The sequence below is a fragment of the Kutzneria sp. NPDC052558 genome (genome assembly GCF_044547355.1).
Taxonomy (GTDB): domain Bacteria; phylum Actinomycetota; class Actinomycetes; order Mycobacteriales; family Pseudonocardiaceae; genus Kutzneria.
In genome coordinates, this window is record NZ_JBIUAG010000042.1 from 13,826 (window position 1) to 37,591 (window position 23,766).

19 protein-coding genes are annotated in these 23,766 nt (G+C 72.0%); 12 read left to right on the forward strand and 7 right to left on the reverse strand.

Annotated features, from left to right (window positions below):
- Positions 1-92: 92 nt before the first annotated feature.
- On the reverse strand, positions 93-578 hold the full coding sequence (locus ACIG5F_RS43505; protein ID WP_396526103.1) for a hypothetical protein: 486 nt from the start codon (positions 576-578) through the stop codon (positions 93-95).
- 136 nt (positions 579-714) lie between these two features.
- On the opposite strand from ACIG5F_RS43505, the gene ACIG5F_RS43510 reads away from it, so the two are divergent.
- Positions 715-1,593: a hypothetical protein gene (locus ACIG5F_RS43510; RefSeq protein ID WP_396526104.1), complete on the forward strand. Its 879-nt coding sequence runs from the start codon at positions 715-717 to the stop codon at positions 1,591-1,593.
- On the opposite strand, the gene ACIG5F_RS43515 is transcribed toward ACIG5F_RS43510, so the two are convergent.
- Positions 1,590-1,955 (reverse strand): hypothetical protein, encoded by a 366-nt coding sequence (locus ACIG5F_RS43515; RefSeq protein ID WP_396526105.1) that lies wholly within the window; start codon positions 1,953-1,955, stop codon positions 1,590-1,592. The genes ACIG5F_RS43510 and ACIG5F_RS43515 overlap by 4 nt on opposite strands.
- Positions 1,956-2,104: 149 nt before the next feature.
- Here ACIG5F_RS43515 and ACIG5F_RS43520 point away from each other — a divergent pair, with 149 nt between their 5' ends.
- From ACIG5F_RS43520 to ACIG5F_RS43530, 3 genes are all read left to right on the forward strand, one after another.
- Positions 2,105-5,134: a type 2 lanthipeptide synthetase LanM family protein gene (locus ACIG5F_RS43520; RefSeq protein WP_396526106.1), complete on the forward strand. Its 3,030-nt coding sequence runs from the start codon at positions 2,105-2,107 to the stop codon at positions 5,132-5,134.
- A gap of 33 nt (positions 5,135-5,167) precedes the next feature.
- Positions 5,168-5,374: a hypothetical protein gene (locus ACIG5F_RS43525; protein WP_396526107.1), complete on the forward strand. Its 207-nt coding sequence runs from the start codon at positions 5,168-5,170 to the stop codon at positions 5,372-5,374.
- 140 nt (positions 5,375-5,514) lie between these two features.
- Positions 5,515-8,430 (forward strand): ATP-binding protein, encoded by a 2,916-nt coding sequence (locus tag ACIG5F_RS43530; protein WP_396526108.1) that lies wholly within the window; start codon positions 5,515-5,517, stop codon positions 8,428-8,430.
- Here the strand turns inward: ACIG5F_RS43530 and ACIG5F_RS43535 are convergent, their stop codons facing one another.
- Positions 8,431-9,387: a helix-turn-helix transcriptional regulator gene (locus tag ACIG5F_RS43535; RefSeq protein ID WP_396526109.1), complete on the reverse strand. Its 957-nt coding sequence runs from the start codon at positions 9,385-9,387 to the stop codon at positions 8,431-8,433. It abuts the gene before it with no gap.
- A gap of 84 nt (positions 9,388-9,471) precedes the next feature.
- Between ACIG5F_RS43535 and ACIG5F_RS43540 the strand changes: the two genes are divergently transcribed.
- Positions 9,472-9,876, forward strand: coding sequence for a VOC family protein (locus tag ACIG5F_RS43540; RefSeq protein ID WP_396526110.1), 405 nt, complete (start codon positions 9,472-9,474; stop codon positions 9,874-9,876).
- Positions 9,877-10,092: 216 nt separating this feature from the next.
- Here the strand turns inward: ACIG5F_RS43540 and ACIG5F_RS43545 are convergent, their stop codons facing one another.
- Positions 10,093-10,398 carry a hypothetical protein gene (locus tag ACIG5F_RS43545; RefSeq protein ID WP_396526111.1) on the reverse strand — a complete coding sequence of 102 codons (306 nt, stop codon included), beginning with the start codon at positions 10,396-10,398 and terminating at the stop codon, positions 10,093-10,095.
- 122 nt (positions 10,399-10,520) lie between these two features.
- Complete coding sequence (locus ACIG5F_RS43550) at positions 10,521-11,387, reverse strand: MurR/RpiR family transcriptional regulator (RefSeq protein WP_396526154.1); 867 nt, start codon at positions 11,385-11,387, stop codon at positions 10,521-10,523.
- Between the two features lie 108 nt (positions 11,388-11,495).
- Here ACIG5F_RS43550 and ACIG5F_RS43555 point away from each other — a divergent pair, with 108 nt between their 5' ends.
- The 5 genes from ACIG5F_RS43555 (at position 11,496) to ACIG5F_RS43575 (ending at position 15,086) form a co-directional block, all read left to right on the forward strand.
- Positions 11,496-12,260: a crotonase/enoyl-CoA hydratase family protein gene (locus ACIG5F_RS43555; protein WP_396526112.1), complete on the forward strand. Its 765-nt coding sequence runs from the start codon at positions 11,496-11,498 to the stop codon at positions 12,258-12,260.
- Positions 12,261-12,456: 196 nt separating this feature from the next.
- Entirely contained in the window at positions 12,457-13,296 is an 840-nt protein-coding gene (locus ACIG5F_RS43560) for an NAD(P)H-binding protein (RefSeq protein ID WP_396526113.1), read from the forward strand.
- Positions 13,293-13,661 carry a nuclear transport factor 2 family protein gene (locus tag ACIG5F_RS43565; protein WP_396526114.1) on the forward strand — a complete coding sequence of 123 codons (369 nt, stop codon included), beginning with the start codon at positions 13,293-13,295 and terminating at the stop codon, positions 13,659-13,661. Before ACIG5F_RS43560 ends, ACIG5F_RS43565 begins: the two co-directional genes overlap by 4 nt.
- A 10-nt stretch (positions 13,662-13,671) precedes the next feature.
- Positions 13,672-14,112 carry a MarR family winged helix-turn-helix transcriptional regulator gene (locus ACIG5F_RS43570; protein ID WP_396526115.1) on the forward strand — a complete coding sequence of 147 codons (441 nt, stop codon included), beginning with the start codon at positions 13,672-13,674 and terminating at the stop codon, positions 14,110-14,112.
- Between the two features lie 104 nt (positions 14,113-14,216).
- Positions 14,217-15,086, forward strand: coding sequence for an acyl-CoA desaturase (locus ACIG5F_RS43575; RefSeq protein ID WP_396526155.1), 870 nt, complete (start codon positions 14,217-14,219; stop codon positions 15,084-15,086).
- Here the strand turns inward: ACIG5F_RS43575 and ACIG5F_RS43580 are convergent.
- Positions 15,076-16,110, reverse strand: a complete 1,035-nt coding sequence (locus ACIG5F_RS43580; RefSeq protein WP_396526116.1) for an alcohol dehydrogenase catalytic domain-containing protein — start codon at positions 16,108-16,110, stop codon at positions 15,076-15,078. The genes ACIG5F_RS43575 and ACIG5F_RS43580 overlap by 11 nt on opposite strands.
- 172 nt (positions 16,111-16,282) lie before the next feature.
- Positions 16,283-17,509, reverse strand: a complete 1,227-nt coding sequence (locus ACIG5F_RS43585; RefSeq protein ID WP_396526156.1) for a serine hydrolase domain-containing protein — start codon at positions 17,507-17,509, stop codon at positions 16,283-16,285.
- Between the two features lie 321 nt (positions 17,510-17,830).
- On the opposite strand from ACIG5F_RS43585, the gene gltB reads away from it, so the two are divergent.
- Complete coding sequence (gene gltB / locus ACIG5F_RS43590) at positions 17,831-22,330, forward strand: glutamate synthase large subunit (RefSeq protein ID WP_396526117.1); 4,500 nt, start codon at positions 17,831-17,833, stop codon at positions 22,328-22,330.
- Entirely contained in the window at positions 22,323-23,762 is a 1,440-nt protein-coding gene (locus ACIG5F_RS43595) for a glutamate synthase subunit beta (RefSeq protein ID WP_396526118.1), read from the forward strand. The genes gltB and ACIG5F_RS43595 overlap by 8 nt, the downstream gene beginning before the upstream one ends.
- The last annotated feature ends 4 nt before the right edge of the window (positions 23,763-23,766 follow it).

Consider the following 23,766-nt stretch of genomic DNA (forward strand, 5'->3'; position numbering starts at 1 on the left):
CCGCAAGGTAAACGGCGCAGGCGAACGGCAGGTGAACCCCATCAGGCCACAGTCGAACTGACCCGAACGACATCGACCCCGCTACGGGCGGCTCAGCCGCGGATGCCCATGTCCCGCAGCCGGTCCACGATCCGGCCCGGGCCGTCCACCGGGACCACGGAGTCGAAGACCAGGTCGTCGAGGCCGCGGGCGGCGATCACCAGGCCGGCGTGCGAGGACTGGTGGGTGAACAGGTCCTCCAGCCAGTCGGTCTCCTTCGGCTGCCCGGCGGCGCGCACCGCCGTCACCCCGGACAGCGGCAGGCCGAACGCGCCGCCGCTGCCGGGCAGGATCTTGCGGACCTCGCCGAGGTGCCGGGTCTCGGGCATGAAGATGAAGCGCTGCCCGGTCAACACCAGTCCACACGCGACGGTCGTGCCGAAGGACCGGCGGGCGTGCGCCACCTCCAGCAGGATCTCGTCGTCCTCGAGATAGCCGGCCAGCCGGGCCCCGTGCTCCAGGGCGGTGGTGTCGGCCGGGTACTTGAACCGCGACAGCTCCAGCAGCCGGTCACCGAGCTCAGAGGCACGTCGCAACACCACGGGTGGCATATCGCCGGCCCGACGTGTCCGTTACCGGACAGGAATCCCCTGTGCCGCAACGATTACGCCGATTGGTCTGGCACCATGGTCCGGCCGCCACGATTGCGCCGCCGCGACGAACGGGGTTGACATCGTGCCAAGAACCGCCGCTGTTCTGCTTGCCGCCGCCCTGTCCCTACTGCCGGTGGCCGTGCCCGCGCATGCCGCCACGGCCACCGCCACGAACACGCAGTCGGCCGCGGCGCTGGATTCCTACTGGACTCCGCAGCGCTTGGCCGCCGCCAAACCGATGCCGGCTCCGGCGGCCGCGCAGACCACTGGGCAGCGACAAGTGGGCGAGCCGAGGTTCGTCCACAGCACGGCGCCGTCCGGCTTGCGACCGATGAGCAGCGTCTGGTCGACCATCGGCCGGCTGGTGTTCACCGTGCCGGGCAAGGGCGACTACCTGTGCACGGCCAACGTCGTGACCAGCAACAACCGGGACGTGATCGCCACCGCCCGGCACTGCGTGATGGACATCAGCACCGGCCAGACCTACAACAACTTCCGCTTCGCGCCCTCCTACAGCCAGGGCAACGCCCCCTACGGCTGGTGGAACTGGCGCTCGATGGGCTGGCGGATCGACGACACCAGCCCCGGCGGCGACAACGCCTTCATCGTGCTGAGCACCGGCGGCGCCGGCAACCGGCACGTGCAGGACGCGATCGGCAGCTCCGGCATCGGGTTCAACCAGCCCAGCAACAACTACGCGCACGGCATCGGCATCCCGGCCGACAAGGACTACGCCGTCTGGTGCGAGGGGCAGCCCTACGACGGGCCGCAGGGCGGCGTGCAGATCCCCAACTGCATCGGCCTGTCCGGCGGGGCCAGCGGCGGCGCGTTCATCGTCAACTACCAGGGCGACGGGTCGGCCATGCAGACCGGCAGCTTCTTCGGCAGCTGGGGCGACTCCTACTTCGCCTACTACCGGGACGCCGCCTGGCAGGTCTACAACGGGGCCCAGAACGCCTAGAACTGGATCTCTTCGCAGGCCCGGCCCATCGAGTTCAGCCGACCGCCGGCATGCTCCCAGCCCTCCGCGCAGACCACCGCGCGATTGGGCAGGTCCCGGTTGACCTCGACCCTGAACAGCTGGTGGTAGCCCCAGAAGCCGGTCGCGCTGTTGCGGTCGATGCCTCCGCCCCAGATGTGGAAGTGCCCGGTGAAGTCGCCGTTCCACGTGGTGGAGGCCCCGATGTGGTTGACGTGCAGCCCGCTGCCGTCGACGTCGATGCACGTGCGGTGATTGCAGCCGCGCGCCCCGGCCAACGCCGCCGGGGCGCCGGCCGCCGCCAGTGCCGCTACCGTGAGCGCGACGATGCCAGCCCGGATCACGTGTCCTCCCACTGCTCCGTTTGGCCCATCTTCGCGCTTCCGCGGGGCTCTCCGCCCGCGCTGCCACTCCAAGGTGTGACGGATCGGGCCGAAATATGGGGGCCCTGCCCCCATGTGGCTGGGTGCGCCGCGGTGGCACGGTTCCTGCCGTGACCAAGTCGGCGACGTTCTGGTGGACCGGGGGGCTGACTCTGCACGAGCGGCTACCCAGGACAGCCCAGCGGCACGGCACGTCGCAGCAACTCCTGGGCAGCGCGAACGCGCTGGAGCGGCTGGAGCGGTGGCGGCGCACGCACGAGGAGCTGGCCCCGGACTGGTTCGAGCGGCGGCTGGCCGCCGCCGGGCTGGACGAGAAGCTGTTGACGGGCCTGCTGGCCGAGGCCCCGGACGCGCTGGCGCGGCGGGTGGCCCGGCCGGGCTGGGCCGATTTCGTGGACTCGGCGCTGACCACGCCCAGCGGCCGTCGCAAGGCGTTCGGCGACGACTGGATCGGCGTGCTGGCGGCGGGTCTGCGGCCGCTGGTGTCGGTGGCCGAGCACGCGGTCGCCGGGGCGGCGGGCCCGGAGGTCACGGCGGGGTTCACGCACCGGCTCGGCCGCCGGCTGGCCCGGTTGGCCGCCCGGACGCTGGTGTTGGAGCTCAACCTGGCCCGGACCCGGGGTCGGCTGGCCGGCCGCACCCCGCAGGAGCGGTTCGCGGAGTTCGCCGTCCGGCCCGACCTGGACGCGCTGTTCGCCGAGTACCCGGTGCTGGCCCGGTTGCTGGCCCAGGCGTGCCAGCAGGCCGTGCTGGCCCACCTGGAACTGCTGGAACGGCTGGCCGCCGACCGGGACGCCATCGTCGAGACGCTGTTGGACGGCCGCGACCCGGGCGCGCTGGCCAAGATCGACTCGACCGAGGGCGACGCCCACCAGCACGGCCGGTCGGTGGCCCTGCTGACCTTCGCCGACGGCCGCACCGTGGTCTACAAGCCGCGGCCGCTGGACCTGCACGCCCATTTCAACGAGATGCTGGACTGGCTCAACCGCCGGGTGCCGGGCCTGGACCTGTGCCGGGTCACGCTGGTGCGCCGGGACGGCTACGGCTGGCAGGAGTTCGTGACCGAGGCGCCGTGCGACGAGATGACCGGGCTGAGCCGGTTCTACCGTCGCCAGGGCGCGCTGCTGGCGCTGTTGTACGCGGTCGACGGCAGCGACATGCACTACGAGAACCTGATCGCCCACGGCGACCAGCCGGTGCTGGTGGACGTGGAGACCCTGTGCCACCCGACGATCCGGGTGGACAGCGCGGCCGGCCCCGACCCGGCCGCCCGGGAGCTGCTGCGCTCGGTGTTCCGCACGGCCCTGCTGCCGCAGGTGATGCTGGGCGAGAACGGTTCGCTCGACATCTCCGGCATGGGGGGTGACCAGGGCGTCTTCCCGACCGATGGGGTGGGATGGGACGGCGCCGGCACCGACTCGATGCGACTGGTGCGCCGGCCGGTGGCGGTGCGGGGCGGGCGGAACCGGCCGCGGCTCGGTCGGCGGGAGGCCGAGCCGCGGGACTACCAGGCGGCGTTGCTGACCGGGTTCCAGGCGGGCTACGACGCGATCGTCGAGCACCGGGCCGAGCTGGTGGGCCTGCTGCGGACGTGCGTCGAGGACGAGGTGCGCTTCGTGGCCCGCCCGACCCAGCTCTACGCCACGCTGCTGGACGAGTCGACGCATCCGGACGTCCTGCGGGACGCCCTGGACCGCGACAGCGTGTTCGACCTGCTGTGGACGGACTCGCTGGACGATCCGACGCGTCGGCGCCTGGTGCCGCACGAGATCGCCGACCTGTGGGCCGGCGACGTGCCGATGTTCACCACCCGGGTGGGGACCCGGGACGTCTGGTCGGCCGACGGGGTGCGGCTGCCCGGACTGCTCGCGGAATCCGGCCTGGCCGCCGTGGAGGCGAAGCTGGCCGGCATGGGCGAGGTGGACCGGCACAACCAGGAATGGCTGATCCGGGCCTCGTTCGCGACCCGGCCGCAGCCGGTCACGCACCGGGCCGGGGCCGTCCTGCCCGGGACGGTGGCCGCGGTCGTGCCGGACGCGCAGCGGCTGCTGGCGGCGGCGTGCGGCATCGCCGACGAGCTCGTCGGCCGGGCGGTGCCGGGCCAGGACCGGAGCAACTGGCTGGGTCTGGAGCTGGTGGACGAGCGGCAGTGGACCGTGCTGCCGATGGGCGCCGGCCTGGCCAACGGCTACACCGGGTTGGCGCTGTTCCTGGCCCAGCTGGCCGAGTTGACCGGCGCGCCCCGCTACGGGGACCTGGCGCGGCGGGCGATCCGGCCGATCCCGCGGCTGCTCGACGCGTTGGGCGACGACCTGGGCCTGGCCATGGCCGTGGGATCCGGCGGCTTCCACGGCCTCGGCGGCATCTGTTACGCGCTGGCCCGGCTGCACCGGCTGCTCGGCGGGGACGCGGAGGTGCTGGGGTGGCTGGCCCGGGCGGTGCGGCTGGCCTCGGCGCTGGAGACCGAGGCCGGCGGGGAGCCGGCCGACGTCGCCGGCGGCCTGGCCGGCGGGCTGGCGGCGATGCTGGCCGTGCACGCCGAGACCGGCCTGGCCACCGCCGGCTCGCTGGCCATCCGCTACGCCGACCGGCTGGCCACCGGCCGGCACGCCACCACCGACGCGGTCGGCTTCGCCCGCGGGCCGGCCGGGGTGGGGTGGGCGCTGCTGCGGTTGGCCGCGGCGATCGGCAGCGACCGGCACGAGGCGGCCGGCGCGCAGTACCTGGCGGCGGCCGGCGACCCGCTCGTCTCGGGGGATTTCGGTTGGTGTGCCGGCATTCCGGGGGCGGTGTTGGCGCGCATCGACCGGACGGGCCAAGGCCTCCCCGGCTGGGTGGACGCCATGGCCGCGAATCCGCCGCTGCGGGACCTGAGTCTGTGCCACGGTGAGCTGGGCGCGATGGAGGCGCTCACGGTGCTGGGCCGGGCCGGCGACGAGCGGGCCGCCACGGCCGTCGTCCGCCGCGCCGGTCTTGTGCTCGGCTCGCTCGACCAGTACGGGGCGCGCTGCGGCACGCCCGGCGAGGTGCCCACGCCCGGACTGCTCAGCGGGCTGGCCGGCATAGGCTACGGCCTGCTGCGGCTGGGCCTGCCGGGCCGGGTGCCGTCGGTGCTGCTGCTCGACCCGGCGTCCCACTGAATTTCCGTTGTGCCACTGAGGGGAGTCATGCAGATGAAGGAGATCGACAGACCCGAGGAGAGCGTCGAGTCCGCCACCGCCAGTGGCGAGCACCCGGCGGGGGAGATCGTGGTGGACGGCAGGACGCGCGCGGGGGCGCGAGCGCGGGCGCTGGCCGGCCTGACGTTGGGGATGAGCGCCTTCTTGGCGGTCACCGCCCTTCAGTCCACCACGGTCAGCGGGCCCGGTCAGCACCTCTGACCGAGTGTCGGCCGGTTCCCCCAGCCGGTGTGCCCGGATGGGGGAACCGGCCGACCCCTAGGGGCAGACCACCCCGGTATTCGGCCACTCCCGCGCGGTTCCCATGGAATTCCGAGCGTCCCGGCATAGGGTCTTCGACCATGCAGACCCGCGCGCCGCTCCTGGTCGGCCGGGATGCCGAGCTGGTCGAGCTGACGCGGGCGCTGTCCGGTGCGAGGGCCGGCCGGGGCGGGTCGGCGCACCTGGTCGGCGAGGCCGGCATCGGCAAGTCACGGCTGGCCGCGATGGTCGCGGGCCGGGCGTTCGACGCCGGCATGCGGGTGCTGCGGGGGCGGGGCAGCGCGATCGGGCCGATGGTGCCGTTCCGGCCGCTGGCCGAGGCCCTGCTGTCGCTGTTCCGCGGCGGTGAGTCCTTTGAGGACGGTGAGCTGGGGCCGTACCGGCCGGCGCTGGGGCGGCTGATCCCGGAGTGGGGCGGCAGCGCGCCGGCCGAGCCGGTGTCGCTGGTGGTGCTGGCCGAGGCGGTGCTGCGGCTGCTGGCGGTGGCCGGCCGGGACCGCGGATGCCTTGTGGTGCTGGAGGATCTGCACGACGCCGACGCCGAGACGCTGGCCGTGGTGGAGTACCTGACCGACAATCTCGATCTCCAGCCGGTGATGCTGCTGGCCACCATCCGCAACGAGCCCGGCGCGGCCCTGGACCTGGCCCGGGCCGGCGAGCGGCGGCGGACCGGACGGCTGCTGGAGCTGAGCCGGCTGGATCGCGCCCAGGTGCGCGTGATGGCCGCTTCCTGCCTGGAGATTCCCCCGTCCGAGGTCGTCGACGACGTGGTGCAGCGGCTGTGGGCGGACAGCGCCGGCAACCCGTTCATCGTCGAGGAACTGTTGCACAGCATGGTGAGCAGCGGCCTGCTGGTGCCCAGCGGGGAGGGCTGGCAGGTGGTCGGGCCGCTGCGCACCGAGGTGCCGGCGGCGGTGGCGCGCAGCATCGCCAACCGCACGGATCGCCTTGGGCCGCAAGGACGAATGGTCCTGTCGGTGGCCGCCGTGCTGGGGCACCGGTTTCCGCTGTCGGTGGTGCGCGAGGTCGCCGACATCGACGACCGGGGGCTGCTGTCCCACCTGCACGCCGGCGTCGCCGCCCAACTCGTCACGCCGGACGAGCCGGCCCCGGACTGGTACGCCTTCCGACATCCGCTGACCGCCGAGGCCTTGCTGAGCCAGCTCGCCCCCCTGGATCGGGCCGAGCTGTCGTCCAAGGCCGCGGATGCCGTGCTGGAGCTGCATCCCGAGCTGCCGGGTCACTGGTGCCAGCTGGTCGCGTCGCTGCGTCTGGACGCCGGCGAGGAGGCCGCCGCCGGGCGGCTGTTCGCCGAGGCCGGCCGGCGGGCGCTGCGCGACGGCGCCGCCGGGTCGGCGATCACGTTGCTGGACAAGGCGAATCGGCTGCTGACCCGGCGGCTGGACGCCGGCATCCGGGCCGACATCCTGGAGTCGCTGCTGCCGGCGCTGGCCGAGGCCGGGCATTTCGACCGGGCCTTCCAGCTGGCCGGCAAGCTCTCCGACCTCGACGGCGACGGACTGGACGCGCGGCGGCGGGCCGCCCTGCACACCCGGCTGGCCAAGGTCGCCTACCTGGCCGGGCGCTCGGCCGACGGGGCCGAGCAGGTCGCCGCCGCCCGCGCTCTGCTCGGGCCCGATCCGTCCGATGAGGACGGCGCCCGGGTCGATGTCGTTGCCGCGTACATGGAACTGGACATGCCCCGGCCCGATCGCCTGACCCGGGCCGAGGAGCTGGCGTTTCGGGCCGTGGCCGCCGCCGAGCGGTCCGAGCAGCCCGTGGTGGCCTGCGAGGCGTGGGAGCTGCTGGGCATCATCACCCGTGAGCACGACATCGCGCGGGCCGTCGAGTGCCTGGAGCGGGCCCGGCAGCTCGGCGAGCAGCACCAGCTTCCGCTGCAACGGGCCTACGCCGTGATGCGGCTGGCCGGCATCGACTGGCTGTCCACTTCGGACACCCTCAGCCTGGAGCGGGCCCGCGACGAGGCGCTGCGCATCGGCGCGATCACCATGGCCTACAGCGCCGACGCCATCATCGCCCTGGACACCGTGCTGGGCGGCGATTTCGGCCTGGCCGCCGAGCGGATCGAGGCCTGCGCCGAGTCCGTCGTCCGGCTCCAGCTCGGGTCCATGGTCCGGTACATCATGATGGCCAAGGCCGCCCTGGCCGGGCACCAGGGCCGGCGGCGGGAGATGGACGAGGCGCTGGCCGAGTTCCGGCGGTGGGGCGGGGAGAAGTCCCAGGAGGCGCCCCTCGCCGTCGGCCTGGCCCGGGTTTTCTGCGCCCTGCTGGAGGAGAATCGCCCGCTGGCCCTTCAGGAGCTGGCCGAGACCCTGGCCTACGAGGCCGCCACCCCCACCACCTTCCACCTCGCCGGCCGGCACGGTCTCGACCTCCTGCTCGGCGTCGTCGACGGCCGCCACGACTGGTCGCACTACCGGGAGATCGCCGACTCCCCCGCCGGCCGCATGCGCTGGAACCACCACTTCACCCAGCTCGCCGCCGCCGTCCTGCACGGCCGTGACGGCGACGGCGCCCAGGCCGCCGAGGCCATGGCCCGGGCCCAGCAGGCCGGCGCCGCCTTCCCGCTGGCCCGGCACCTCGGCCTTCGGCTGGTCGCCGAGTCCGCCCATGCCGACCACTGGGGCGATCCCGTCGCCTGGCTGCGCCGGGCCGAGGAGTACTTCCACCACAACGGCATCACCGGTCCCGCCAGCGCCTGCCGGGCCCTGCTCCGCCAGGTCGGCGTCTCCGTCCAGCAGCGCCGCCTCGGCGCCGACCAGGTCCCCACCGCCCTGCGCTCCCTCGGCGTCACCGTGCGGGAGTACGACGTCTTCCGGCTGCTCGTCGACCGCCTCGGCAACAAGGCCATCGCCACCCGGCTGCACATTTCTCCTCGCACCGTGGAGAAGCACGTGGCCAGCCTCATCGCCAAGACCCAGCAGCCCGACCGCGAGGCCCTCACCACCTACGCCAACGCCATTCTCGCCCCGTAGTCAGGCCTCGGCGTTGCTGGCCAGCCGATTCGCCAGTGCCAGCACCAGATCCCGAAGCTCCTCCGGTCGTTCGATCACAAACGATCGGTCGAGGGCCGCGAGCAGCGACGGTATCCAGTCCAGGCGCTCGGCCCTGATCCTGGCCCGCGTCCAGGACGTTCCGTCGATCTCGGTCAGAACCGCCACCGAGGGCGGCAAAGTCGGCCGGATCTGCTCCGGCGTGCCGTCGATGCGCACCGACACGTCGTGCTCACGCGGCGCTTCGGCCAACGCCGTCATGACGTGCGGCACGGGAACGAAACCCGTTGGCACGTCAAAGGTTCCATCTCGCTTCCGGACCGCCGTGATCCGGTCGACGCGGAACGTCCGCACCTCGCCGCTGCTGGAATCGTGGCCGGTCACATACCACCGGCCCGAGTGCGCCACGATCCCGTACGGGTGGACCACCCGCTCGCTCTCACCCCCGTGCCCGGCCCGGTAAGCCAGCTCGACCGGCCGCCGATCCCTTGCCGCTTCGGCAACCTCCAGCAGGACCTCGGCCTCCGCCGTCAGCGTCGCCCGTACCGGCGCGGTGAAGTCCGCGACCTCCAGCAACGCGTCCAGCTGCCGCCCCAGGTTCTCCGGCAGCACCCGCCGCACCTTCCCCACCGCGGTCTCCGCCGCCGTGGTCGCGACCAGCCCCGCCCGCCGCCCCGCCACCAGGCCGAGCAACACCGCCAGGGCCTCCTCCCCCGTCAGCATCAGCGGCGGCATCCGATACCCCGGCTCCAGCCGATACCCGCCGTACCGGCCGCGAACCGACCGCACCGGTATCTCCAGATCGAGCAGGTGGTCGACGTACCGCCGCACCGTCCGCTCGTCCACGCCCAGCCGCTCGGCCAGCTCCGCCACCGTCCGCGTTCCCCCGCCCTGAAGGATCTCCAGCAGGGCCAGCACCCGGGCTATCGGCCGCGTCACACCGGCATCGTGCCAATAGCGGGCGAATCCTGTCCACTATCGCCCCTAGCGTGGTCCGCATCCACGACAGGAAGGGACCCCGCCATGCTGTTCGCCTCCGTCCGCCTCATCACCGACGACGTCGCCCGCCTCGTCACGTTCTACGAACAGGCCACCGGCATCCCCGCCCGCTGGGCCACCGACCAGTTCGCCGAACTCGTCACTGCTTCCTGCACCTTGGCCATCGGCGGCGCCCAGACCATGGCCCTGTTCTCCCCCTCCGCCGCCGTGCCCGCTGCCAACCGCTCCGCGATCATCGAGTTCCGCGTCTCCGACGTCGACGCCGAGCACGCCCGGCTGACCACCCTCGCCCCCGAGATCGTCCAGCCGCCCACCACAATGCCCTGGGGCAACCGCTCCCTGCTCTTCCGCGACCCCGACGGCAACCTGGTCAACTTCTTCACCCCGGTCACGGCCGACGCCCAGGCCCGGCTCTCCCACCAAGTGTGACCCCTTCTCGGCGCCCCGCCCACCGGCTGCAACCAGGCCGATCACCAGTTCTCGCCGGGCCCCACAGCCCATCCGATGCGGCACACCGGTCGGCAGTTCCCCACCGGGACCGCTGCCGGTCCGAGTCGATCTTCGAACTGAGCAGCCCCCGTTGTTAAGCCAAGCACACGAACCTGGCAATGCCTGATCACCGCTGGTCAGCCGACACTGCCAGGTTCACCTGGTTGGATTGATTCGGGGGCTGCTCAGTTCGGGCTCCCGGGCGCAGGCGTCCAGTAGCGGACAGCCTGGTGTCGTGCACCGCTCCGCCCGGATTCGCCGCAGCAGCGAGAGCACCCCGTCCGGGGCGCCGTCGAACAGCCGGCACAGCATCCGCTTGGAGATCAGGAAGGCCTGGGCGACGTCCTCGACGGTCAGCGCCGGGTCACCGTGATGGGTCCGCAAAAAGGCCTGGACCCGTTGCCGCGTAAGGACCTCACTCCGGGGGACGCCGCCGGCGGCCAAGGTCAGCGCGGAGGCCATCAGCCCCCGGCCCTGGCTCGCCAGCGCGGCCGGCCGAGGTCGACAGGACTTCGGCCGGACCCGCGGGCGGCGAGCCGCTCATCGCGCCAAAGTGTGCCGACGCGGCCGAACCGCGCAATGCGTCAGCGCCGGCGGCTGCGGACCGCCTCCGCCGTCACCTCCATGGCCTGGGTGGTGCGGTCCAGCGCGGTGCGGGCGACGGTGATGTAGATCAGGTCCACCACCGCGAGCTGGGCATGCCGGGCTAACGCGGCCTCGTGCGAGAAGCCCAGCTGGGAGACGCCGGTGACCAGCGCGATGTCGGCCAGCTCGGCCAGCGGCGAGCTCGGGTCGTTGGTGACGGCGACGGTGGTCACCGGGCGTCGGCGGGCCTCGGTGGCCATCGCGACGATCTCCTCGGTGCGCCCGCTGTGCGAGAAGAGGAACAGCACGTCGCCGGGCTGGGTGAGGGCGATGCCGGTGAGCGCGACGTGCGGGTCGGCCCAGTCCCAGGTCGGGATGCCGATGCGGTAGAGGCGTTGCTGGAGTTCGGAGGCCACGGTGGCGCTGCCGCCGATGCCGGAGACGAGCACGCGGCCGGCCGAGCCGGCCAGCTTGGCCGCCCGCTCCACGTCGGTCAGGTCGAGGTGGGCGATGGCCTCGGCGACGATCCGGCCGATGCCGCAGGCCACCACCTCGGCCACGTGGTCGATGCCGTCGTCGGCGTTGATGCCGACCTCGCCGTCCCAGGTGCCGCGGCGGGGGCCGTTGGGGTCGGAGGCCAATGCGATGCGCAGCGCGGCGTAGCCGCTCAGGCCCAGCGCCCGGCAGAGCCGGGTGATGCTTCCGGTGGAGACACCGCAGCGTTCGGACAGGTCCAGGATCGTCGTCCTGGCGACCCCCGCTGGATCCACCAGGATGAGTTCCGCGAGCGTCCGCTGGGCCGCCGGCATGCCCGGCAACAGCTCCCTGATCCGCTCGACCGTCGACCCGTCCCGCTGCCGCGGCATCCCCACCTGGCACCCCTCCCCGGCCTGCAAAGCTGAAATTATTCTCCGTTTACCGCCACGTCAAGCCGTGAACAGAGATAAATTCTTCGCCGCCGTAGGGTGGAGATCATGTCCGACGTGGTGCAGACCGAATTCAGCGACGGCGTCGCCGTCATCACCATCAACCGCCCGGCCGCGCGCAACGCCGTCGACCGGGCCGTCGCCGAGGGCCTCGCCGCCGCCGTCGACGAGCTGGACAGCCGGGACGACCTCGTGGTCGGCATCGTCACCGGGGCCGGCGGCACGTTCTGCGCCGGCATGGACCTCAAGGCGTTCGTGCGGGGCGAGTTCCCGGCGCTGGAGGGCCGCGGCTTCGCCGGCATCACCCAGCGGCCGCCGCTCAAGCCGCTGATCGCCGCCGTCGAGGGCTACGCCCTGGCCGGCGGGCTGGAGATCGCCCTGGCCTGCGACCTGGTGGTGGCCGCGTCGAACGCCCAGTTCGGCATCCCCGAGGTCAAGCGCGGCCTCGTCGCCGCCGGCGGCGGCGTGCTGCGACTGCCGGTCCGGCTGCCCTACCACGTGGCCATGGAACTGGCCCTGACCGGCAACTTCCTGGACGCCGCCCGCGGCCACCACTTCGGCTTCGTCAACCGCCTGGCCGAGCCGGGCCAGGCGCTGACCGTGGCCAGGGAGCTGGCGGCCGAGATCGCCGCCAACGGCCCCCTTGCCGTGCGGGCGACGAAGAAGGTCATCGTCGAGTCGGCCGACTGGTCCGCCGCCGAGGCCTGGGACCGCCAGCAGGCCGTCACCGGCCCGGTGTTCTCCTCCGCCGACGCCCGCGAAGGCGCCCAGGCCTTCGCCGAGAAGCGCCCGCCCCGCTGGACCGGCCGCTAACCGGAGCCCACCCCTCCGCTTTGCCTTCACGTGAGTGGCTCATTTCGCCCCCGGAGCCACCTGACCCACTCACGTGAATCCCCCTCGCCGCACGTGAGTGGCTCAGGTGCGCCCTGAAGCGAAATGAGCCACTCACGTAGGGCAAGATGCCAGAGATACTTTGACATCTAAGAGTTAGAGATCTAAGGTTCACGGCATGATTCTGGTGACGGGGGCGACGGGGCACGTGGGGGCCGAGGTGGTGGCGCGGCTGGTGGAGCTCGGCCGGCCGGTCCGGGCCATGACGCGGCGGCCGGAGGCGGCGAACTTCCCGGCCGGGGTCGAGGTCGTCAGAGGCGACTGCGACGAGCCGGCAAGCCTGGCGAAGGCGTTCGAGGGCATCGACCAGGCGTTCCTGATGACGGCGCAGCCGACGGGCAGCCCGAACCTGCACACGGTGGCGCAGGTGGCGGCGGCGCGGAAGGCGAAGGTCGAGCACCTGGTGAAGCTGTCGGTCGCCGGCGGCGGCGAGCGCGGACACGACCTGGTGGCGGCCTGGCACCGCGAGGACGAGGCGGCGGTGACGGGCAGCGGCATCGTTCACACGCTGCTGCGACCGGGCCGGTTCATGTCGAACACGTTGGCGTGGAAGCACATGCTGCGCCGAGGCGACATCGTCCACGTCCCGTTGGCCAAGCGGCCGACGTCGGCGATCGCGCCGGAGGACATCGCGGCGGTGGCGGTCGAGGCGTTCACCACCGCCCTGCCGACGACCCTGGAGCTGTCGGGGCCGGAAGTCCTTACGCCGGAACAGGAACTGGCGATGGTCGGAGAGATCCTGGGCCGCCGGCTCACTCTCGTGGAGCCGACCACGGAACAGACGATCGACGGCATGGTGCGCGGCGGCATGGATCGCGAGCTGGCCACGAAGATGATCGAGCACGTGCTGAGCGGCGACTACGGCGCGGAGATCTCCCCGACCGTGGCCCAGGTTCTGGGCCGCGAGGCGACAACTTTCCGCACATGGGCCGAAAAACACTTCAAGGAGGAGTCATGAGCACGATCCAGGAGCTGGAAACCCGCTGGGCGCGGGCGGAGATCGCCGGCGACGTGTCCACACTGGACACGATGGCGGTCGAGGACTTCACGCTGGTCGGCCCGTTCGGCTTCGTGCTGGACAAGCAGCAGTGGCTGGACCGCTACCGCAGCGGCGACCTGACGACGTCCGAACTGGACTGGCACGACCTCCAGGTCCGCGAGATCGGCGACACGACGCTGGTGATCGGCGTCCACGAGCAGCAGGCGGCCTACCGGGGCACGCCGTCCAACGGCCGGTTCCGCGCCACCCACGTCTGGGTGCGCACGGACGAGGGCTGGCGGCTGGCCGGCACGCAGCTCAGCCCCATCGGCCGCCCCGCATAAGCTCACCGGCATGGGCCGTCCACAGCAGCCACCGGTAGGACTCGCGGTCTCCCGCGTCGCGCGCACGCTGAACCGGGCGTTCGAGGACGCGCTGGCCGCGGCCGGCGGATCCCAGTCGGTGTGGCTGGTGCTGCTACAGCTCAAGGTCAACCCGGGCGCCACCCAGCGGGATCTGGCCGAGGCGCTGGAGCTGCGGGAGGCCACGATGACCCACCACCTGTCCGGCATGGAGCGCGACGGCCTGCTGACCCGCAGGCGGGATCCGGCCAACCGGCGGGTGCACCAGATCGAGCTGACCGAGGAAGGCGAGCGGGCCTTCCACCGGCTGCGGGTGGCGGCCACCGAGTTCGACGAGCGGCTGCGGGCCGGCATCCCGCCGGAGCGCCTCGCCGAACTGGGCGACACGTTGGCGATGCTGGTGGCAAACGTGCAGCACGCGGCCAGCCACTAGACATCGGGACTTCACTCGCAGCACCCACTCTCGGCGGCATGACGACCCTGGCGAACGCCAAGGACACCCGTGGGATGGCCACGCTGCACGACGGCCGACGCACGATGCCGGCGCAGGTGGCCGTGTACATCTTCGCGATCGTGCCGGCCATCGCCCTGATCGCCGCGATCCCACTGCTGTGGGGATGGGGAGTCGGCTGGGCCGACCTCATCTCGGCGGCGTTCTTCTACACGGTCAGCTGCCTCGGCGTGACCGTCGGGTTCCACCGCTACTTCACCCACGGCGCGTTCAAGGCCGGCCGGGCGATGCGGATCGCGCTGGCGGTGGCCGGCAGCCTCTCGGTGCAGGGTCCGATCCTGCACTGGGTCGCCGACCACCGCCGGCACCACGCCTTCTCCGACCGCGACGGCGATCCGCACTCCCCGTGGACGTTCGGCACGTCGCCGGCGGCGCTGCTGCGCGGCTTCTGGCACGCCCACATGGGCTGGATCTTCGACCGGGACCTGACCAACCGTCAGCGGTTCGCGCCGGACATGGACGCCGACCCGGACATGCGGCTGGTGCATCGCCTGTTCGGCCCGCTGACCCTGGCCACGCTGCTGCTGCCGGCGGTGGTCGGCGGCCTGGTCACCTGGTCGTGGTGGGGCGCGCTGACCGGCTTCTTCTGGGCCGGGGTGGTCCGGGTGGCGTTCCTGCACCACGTGACGTGGTCGGTGAACTCCATCTGCCACCTGATCGGCGAGCGGCCCTTCGCCGCCCGCGACAAGTCGGCCAACTTCTGGCCTCTGGCCGTCCTGAGCATGGGCGAGTCCTGGCACAACCTGCACCACGCCGACCCGACCTCGGCGCGGCACGGGGTGCTGCCGGGCCAGGTCGACGTGTCGGCCCGGCTGATCTGGATCTTCGAGCGGCTGGGCTGGGTGCACGACGTGCGCTGGCCCAGCCCCCGCCGTCTCAACCGACTCAGGGCTTGATCAGGACCTTGAGCGCCTCGCGGTCGTTCATCGCCCGGTAGGCCTCGGGGATCTCGGTCAGCGGCATGGTCCGGTCGAACACCCGGCCCGGCTGGATCGCCCCGGACAGCACGTCCGGCAGCAGCTCGTCGATGTAGGCCCGGGCCGGGGCGACGCCGCCGGTGAGGGTGACGTTGCGTATGAACATGCTCCGGCCCACCGGCCCGTCGGTGTACTGCGGCACGCCGACGCGGCTGACTGCGCCGCCGGGCCGGACCACGCCCATGGCCGTCTCGTACGCGCCGAGGGTGCCCACGCACTCCAGCACGTGCGGCGCGCCGTCGCCGTTGGTCAGCTCCTTGGCCTTGGCGATGGCCTCCTCGCCGCGCTCGGGCACCACGTCGGTGGCGCCGAAGTCGCGGCCCAGGTCGGTGCGGGCCTGGTGCCGGCCCAGCAGCACGATCTGCTCGGCGCCCAGCCGCTTGGAGGCCAGCACCGCGGACAGGCCGACCGCGCCGTCACCGATCACGATGACCGTGCTGCCCTTCTCCACCCGCGCGGTGCGGGCCGCGTGGTGGCCGGTGCTGAACACGTCGGACAGCGTCAGCAGCGAGGGCATCAGCTCGTCGTCCTCGCCGACCGGCAGCTTCACCAGCGTGCCGTCGGCCTGCGGCACCCGCACCCACTCGCCCTGGCCGCCGTCCACGCCGCCGAAGCCCCAGCCGCCGCCGTTGCGGCACGACGTGTTCAGGCCGGCCTGGCAGTAGTCGCACGTGTTGTCGCAGTACAGGAACGGGGCCACCACCACGTCGCCCTTGGCCAGCGTCGCCACGTCGCCGCCGGTCTCCTCGACCACGCCGATGAACTCGTGGCCGATCCGCCGGCCGCCCTCGACCTCCGGCGCGCTCTGGTACGGCCACAGGTCGCTGCCGCACACGCAGGACCGGGTCACCCGCACCAGGACGTCGGTCGCCTGCTGGATTTGCGGGTCCGGCACCTCCTCGACGCGGATGTCGCCCTTCCCGTAGATCAAGGTCGCTCGCATCGTCACCCCATGCTGGAAAAGTTCGGGAACTCGAATGACCTTACCCAACCCACGGCCCTTCCGACCTGGAGCAGGACCAGCTCCAGCCCCCGCGAGCCCCGCTCACGGACCTACCGAACCGCTGAATCCGTTTCACACATTCGGTGTGACGCCGAGCGGGACTCACGGGGGTTCAGGAGACGAGGGACTGGTAGGTGAGGGTGCGGAACTGGGGGCGCAGCGGGTAGGTGCTGGAGGGGAGGAGCTGGGTGAAGAACATGGCGGTCAGCTCGTTGGCCGGGTCCACCCAGAACGCGGTGCTGGCCGCGCCGCCCCAGGCGAACTCCCCCACCGCGGCCAGGGACTTGCCGGCCACCGGGTTCATCTCCACCGAGAAGCCGAGCCCGAAACCCACGCCCTGGTAGGACGTCTCCGAGAACAGCGGGCGGCCGAAGGCCTCCAGGTCGGCGTTGCCGGGCAGGTGGTTGCTGGCCATCAGGTCGACGGTCCGCGGCGCGAGCAGCCGCACGCCGTCGAGTTCCCCGCGCCGCAGCAACATCTGCGTAAACCGGTGGTAATCGCCCGCGGTCGACACGAGCCCGCCGCCGCCGGACAGCACAGCCGGCGGCTTGGACGCCGCCGCGCCCATGACGTCGTTGCGCAGCAACCGTCCCGTGCCCGGCTCGGGGCTGTAGAGGGCGGCCAGTTCGGGGCTGTCGGTCCAGAAACCGGTGTCCGCCATGCCCAACGGCCCGAACACGTGCTCGGCCAGGAAGGCGTCCAGCGTCTGCCCGGAGACGACCTCGACCAGCCGCCCCAGCACATCGGTGGCCACGGAGTAGTTCCACTCGGCCCCGGGCTGGTGCACCAGCGGCATGGAGGCGTAGGCCTCGACGGTGCCGGCCAGGTCCACGCCCTTGGGGAAGCCCCACTCGTAGCCGTTGCGACGGTAGATCTCGTCCACGGCGTGCGCGTGGTGGAAGCCGTAGGTCAGGCCGGCGGTGTGGGTGAGCAGGTGCCAGACCCGGATCGGCTCGACCGCCGGCACGGTGCCGGGCGCGGTCGCCGCCCCCTTGACGTACACCCGCGGCGCGGCGAACTCGGGCAGCCAGCGGGAGATCGGGTCGGTCAGCTCGAACTCGCCCCGCTCGAACAGGATCATGGCGGCGACCGAGGTGACCGGCTTGGTCATGGAGTAGATGCGCCAGCGGGTGTCCGGCGTGACCGGGGCGGCCGCCTCCAGGTCGCGCTGCCCGCCCAGGCCGACGTGCACGACCTCGCCGCGCCGGGTGACGACCGCGAGATAGCCAGGCAGCCTGCCCTCGTCGACGTAGCGGTCGAAGCGGCGGTCGATGCGCGCCAGCCGGTCGGCGGCGAATCCGACCTCGGCCGGGCCTGAAGTGATCTTGATGGACACCAGTGACCTCCCGGATGCTGAGATCAACAAGCCTAGCCCCCGGTACCGCCGACCAGGCGAAATGCGGCTCTCTGCGCAACAATTGAGATGCAAGTTGCTGTGGTGTGGAACACGGGTAGTGCGGATAACCCCGTGTTCACATTATCGTCACAAGACCCCCGACCACCCCGGGGACCGCTTCGACCTGCCTCATGAGGGCCACAGGTCGGCGCACAGCGTCGTGCGTGTCATTTTACAAGCCCGTTCCCGGGCCATTTCGAGCACCCCCGCGTCAGACGCACGCCCCCGCGACAGGGCGTCCCACCACGGGAGGGCCGTACAGCCGTGATCCACCACCACCCCCAAGTCGGGGGCCTGTACGACGAGCAGTTCGAGCACGACGCGTGCGGCGTGGCCTTCGTGGCCGATCTCGCCGGCCGCCGAAGTCACGACATCGTGCACAAGGCGTTGACCGCCCTGCACAACCTGGAACACCGCGGCGCCCGTGGCGCCGAGCCGGAGACCGGCGACGGCGCCGGCATCCTGATCCAGGTGCCGGACGGTTTCTTCCGCGAGGTGACCGACCTGCCGTTGCCGGCGGCCGGCGGCTACCTGGTCGGCACGGCTTTCCTGCCGGTCGACACCGCCGAACGAGCGGCCGCGGTCGCCGCCGTTGAGCGCATCGCCGCGCAGGAGGGCACCAGAGTGCTGGGCTGGCGGGATGTGCCCGTCGACACCGAGCACGTCGGCCCGACGGCGGCCACCACGATGCCGCACTTCGCCCAGCTGTTCCTCGCCCCGGTGGACGACGCGGTCCACGGCCTCGCGCTGGAGCGGATCGCCTTCTGCGTCCGCAAGCGCGCCGAGCACGACGCCGACGTGTACTTCCCGAGCCTGTCCGGCCGCACCCTGGTGTACAAGGGCATGCTCACCGAGCCGCAGCTGGCCCGGTTCTTCCCCGACCTCGTCGACGAGCGGGTCACCAGCGCCATCGGCCTGGTGCACAGCCGCTTCTCCACCAACACCTTCCCGTCGTGGCCGCTGGCCCACCCGTACCGGTACATCGCGCACAACGGCGAGATCAACACGTTGCGCGGCAACCGGAACTGGATGGACGCCCGCGAGGCCATGCTGGCCTCGGAGCTGATCCCGGGCGAGCTGGAGCGGCTGTTCCCGGTGATCACCCGCGGGGCCAGCGACTCGGCGTCGTTCGACGAGGTGCTGGAGCTGCTGCACCTGGGCGGGCGGTCGCTGCCGCACGCGGTGCTGATGATGATCCCCGAGGCGTGGGAGAACCACACCGAGATGGATCCGGCCCGCCGCGCCTTCTACGAGTTCCACTCGGCCCTGATGGAGCCGTGGGACGGCCCGGCGCTGGTGTCGTTCACCGACGGCAGCCTGATCGGCGCGGTGCTGGACCGCAACGGCCTGCGGCCGGCCCGGTACTGGGTCACCGACGACGGCCTGGTGGTGTTGGGCAGCGAGGCCGGCGTGCTGGAGATCGACCCGGCCTCGGTGGTCCGCAAGGGCCGGCTTGAGCCGGGCCGGATGTTCCTGGTGGACACCGCCGCCGGCCGCATCGTGGACGACGAGGAGATCAAGTCGGCGCTGGCCGCCGAGCACCCGTACCAGGACTGGGTGGACGCCGGCGTGGTGCGGCTGGCCGAGCTGCCGGCCCGCGACCGGGAGATGCCCAAGCACGCCGCGCTGGTCACCCGCCAGCAGGTCTTCGGCTACTCCGAGGAGGAGTTGCAGATCCTGCTGCGGCCGATGGCGCTGACCGGGGCCGAGCCGATCGGCTCGATGGGCAACGACGCCCCGTTCGCCGTGCTCTCGGACCGCTCCCGCAGCCTGTTCGACTACTTCACGCAGCTGTTCGCGCAGGTCACCAACCCGCCGCTGGACGCGATCCGGGAGGAGCTGGTCACCTCCCTGACCGCGACCGTCGGCCCGGAGACCAACCTGCTGGAGGCCGCGCCCGCGTCCTGCCGCCGGATCTCGCTGGAGTTCCCGGTGCTGGACAACGACGAGCTGGCCAAGCTGGTGCACATCAACGACGACGGCGACATGCCCGGCTTCCAGGCGGTCACCGTGCTCGGCCGGTACCGGGTGGACGGCGGCGGGGCCGCGCTGCGGGCCCGGCTGGACGAGATCCGCACCGAGGTGTCGGAGGCGATCGACGACGGCGCACGGCTGATCGTGCTGTCCGATCGCGGCGCCGACGCCCGCTACGCCCCGATCCCGTCGCTGCTGCTGGTCGGGGCCGTGCACCACCATCTCGTACGGGAGAAGACGCGCACCAAGGTCGGCCTCGTGGTGGAGGCCGGCGACGCCCGCGAGGTGCACCACATCGCGCTGCTCATCGGCTACGGGGCGGCCGCGGTCAACCCGTACCTGGCCATGGCCACCGTCGAGGAACTTCCCGACGTGCAGCCGCAGAAGGCCACCAGCAACCTGATCAAGGCGCTGGGCAAGGGCGTGCGCAAGACCATGTCCAAGATGGGCGTGTCCACGGTCGCCTCCTACACCGGCGCGCAGATCTTCGAGGCCATCGGTATCGGCGCGGAGGTCGTCGACGAGTGCTTCACCGGCACCACGTCCCGGCTGGGCGGCGTCGGCTTCGACGAGATCGCCGAGGAAGTGGCGCTGCGCCACCGCAAGGCGTTCCCGGCCGACGGCGTGCACGCCAGCCACCGGGAGCTGGAGGTGGGCGGCGAGTACCAGTGGCGTCGCGAGGGCGAGGCCCACCTGTTCAACCCGACCACGGTGTTCAAGCTCCAGCACTCCACCCGCACCCGCAGGTACGAGATCTTCAAGGAGTACACCAAGGCGGTCGACGACCAGGCCGAGCGGCTGATGACGCTGCGCGGGCTGTTCACGTTCCGCGACGGGGTGCGGCCGGCGGTGCCGATCGAGGAGGTCGAGCCGGTCTCCGAGATCGTCAAGCGGTTCGCCACCGGCGCGATCTCCTACGGCTCGATCTCGCGCGAGATGCACGAGACGCTGGCCATCGCCATGAACCGGTTGGGGGCCAAGTCCAACACCGGCGAGGGCGGCGAGGACGAGGACCGGCTGGACGACCCGCAGCGCTGCTCGGCGATCAAGCAGGTGGCCAGCGGCCGGTTCGGGGTGACCAGCGAGTACCTGGTCTCGGCGCAGGACATCCAGATCAAGATGGCCCAGGGGGCCAAGCCCGGCGAGGGCGGGCAGCTGCCCGGCAACAAGGTCTACCCGTGGATCGCCAAGACCCGGCACTCCACGCCCGGCGTCGGGCTCATCTCCCCGCCGCCGCACCACGACATCTACTCCATCGAGGACCTGGCCCAGCTGATCCACGACCTGAAGAACGCCAACCCGGCCGCCCGCATCCACGTGAAGCTGGTGTCCGAGGTCGGCGTGGGCACGGTCGCGGCCGGCGTGTCCAAGGCCCACGCCGATGTCGTGCTGATCTCCGGGCACGACGGCGGCACCGGCGCCTCGCCGCTGTCGTCGATCAAGCACGCCGGCGCGCCGTGGGAGCTGGGCCTGGCCGAAACCCAGCAGACGTTGCTGGCCAACCGGTTGCGGGACCGGATCGTGGTGCAGACCGACGGCCAGCTCAAGACCGGCCGGGACGTGATCATCGCCGCGCTGCTGGGCGCGGAGGAGTTCGGCTTCGCCACCGCGCCGCTGGTGGTGTCGGGCTGCGTGATGATGCGGGTGTGCCACCTGGACACCTGCCCGGTCGGCGTGGCCACGCAGAACCCGGTGCTGCGCGAGAAGTTCAGCGGCAAGGCCGAGTACGTGGTGAACTTCTTCGAGTTCATCGCCCAGGAGGTCCGGGAGCTGTTGGCGCAGCTGGGTTTCCGGTCGGTCGAGGAGGCCGTCGGGCACGCCGAGCTGCTGGACACCGCCGCGGCGGTCGAGCACTGGAAGGCGGCCGGGCTGGACCTGACGCCGATCTTCCACGTGCCCGAGCTGGCTCCCCGCGCGGCCCGGCACAACACCACGACGCAGGACCACGGCCTGGAGAAGGCGTTGGACAACACGCTGATCCAGCTGGCCGAGGGCGCGCTGAGCGCCGGCGACCGCGTGCGGCTGGAGCTGCCGGTGCGCAACGTGAACCGCACGGTCGGCACCATGCTGGGCTCGGAGCTGACCAAGCGCTGGGGCGGCGAGGGCCTGCCGGACGACACCATCGACGTGACCTTCACCGGCACGGCCGGCCAGTCCTTCGGGGCGTTCCTGCCCAGCGGCATCACCCTGCGGCTGGTCGGCGACGCCAACGACTACCTCGGCAAGGGACTGTCCGGCGGGCGCGTGACGCTGCGGCCGGACCCGTCCGCGCCGCTGGTGGCCGAGCAGAACATCATCGCCGGCAACGTGATCGCCTACGGCGCCACCGGCGGCGAGCTGTTCCTGCGGGGCAAGGTCGGCGAGCGGTTCTGCGTGCGCAACTCCGGCGCGCTGGCCGTCGTCGAGGGCGTCGGCGACCACGGCTGCGAGTACATGACCGGCGGTCGCGCGGTGATCCTCGGCGCCACCGGCCGCAACTTCGCGGCCGGCATGTCCGGCGGCGTGGCCTACGTGCTGGACCTGAATCCGGTGCGGGTCAACCAGGAGATGGTCGACCTGGACGAGCTGACCGGCGCCGACCAGGAGTTCCTGCACGACGTGATCTACCGGCACCGCCGGGAGACCGAGTCGGCGGTGGCCGACGGGCTGCTGGCCGACTGGGAGCTGGCCGTGGGCCGGTTCACCAAGGTGATGCCCAAGGACTACAAGCGGGTGCTGGCCGCGCGGGCCAGCGCCGAGGCCGACGGCCGGGACGTGGACACCGCGATCATGGAGGCCGCTCATGGCTGACCCCAAGGGTTTTCTCACCACGCCTCGGGAGAACGCCAGCCACCGTCCGGTGGACCTGCGCCTTCGGGACTGGCGCGAGGTGTACGAGGAGTTCGAGCACCACCGGCTGGAGAAGCAGGCCGGCCGGTGCATGGACTGCGGAATCCCGTTCTGCCACCAGGGTTGTCCGCTGGGCAACCTGATCCCCGAGTGGAACACGTTGGTGTGGCGGCAGGACTGGCGCGACGCGATCGAGAGGCTGCACGCCACCAACAACTTCCCGGAGTTCACCGGGACGTTGTGCCCCGCGCCGTGCGAGGCGGCGTGCGTGCTCGGCATCAACTCCGATCCGGTCAGCATCAAGCGGGTCGAGATCGAGATCATCGACCGGGCCTGGGACGAGGGCTGGGTGACGCCCCAGCCGCCGGCTTCCCTGACCGGCAAGAAGGTCGCGGTGATCGGCTCCGGCCCGTCCGGGCTGGCCGCCGCGCAGCAGCTGACCCGGGTCGGGCACGACGTCGTCGTGTACGAGCGGGCCGATGCGGTCGGCGGCCTGCTGCGGTATGGGATTCCCGAGTTCAAGATGGAGAAGTGGCGGCTGGACCGGCGGCTCGACCAGATGCGGGCCGAGGGCACCCAGTTCCGCACCGGCGTCAACGTCGGCGTGGACGTCACGGTCGACGAGCTGCGTTCCGGTTATGACGCAGTGGTTCTGGCCGGCGGCGCGACCGCGTGGCGGGATCTGCCCGTGCCCGGGCGGCAGTTCACCGGCGTGTATCAGGCCATGGAGTACCTGCCGCCGGCCAACAAGGCGTACGCGCACTCGCCGATCAACGCCGCCGGCAAGCATGTCGTGGTGATCGGCGGCGGCGACACCGGCGCCGACTGCCTCGGCACCGCTCACCGCCAGGGCGCTGCTTCCGTCACACAGCTGGAGATCATGCCCCAGCCGCCGCAGACGCGGGCCCCGCAGCACCCGTGGCCGACCTATCCCATGCTGTACCGGGTCACGTCGGCCCACGAGGAGGGCGGCTCGCGGCTCTACTCCGTGTCCACTGTGGAGTTCCTCGGCGACGCCGACGGCAACCTCCAGGGTCTGAAGCTGGTCGAGGTGGAGCTGCGGGACGGCCGCTTCGTGCCCGTCGAGGGCACCGAGCGGGAGCTGGAATGCCAGCTTGCCTTGCTGGCCATGGGTTTCCTCGGTCCGCAGCAGGAGGGCCTGGTCACCGACCTCGGTGTGGCGCTGGACCCTCGCGGCAACGTCGCCCGGGACCACTCCTACGCCACCAGCGTCGACGGCGTCTTCGCCGCCGGCGACATGGGCCGCGGCCAGTCCCTCATCGTCTGGGCCATCGCCGAAGGCCGCTCCGCCGCCGCCGCGGTCGACTCCTATCTCACCGGCCGCACCGTCCTCCCCTCCCCCATCCTCCCCACCGACCGCTCCATCGCCTGACCCC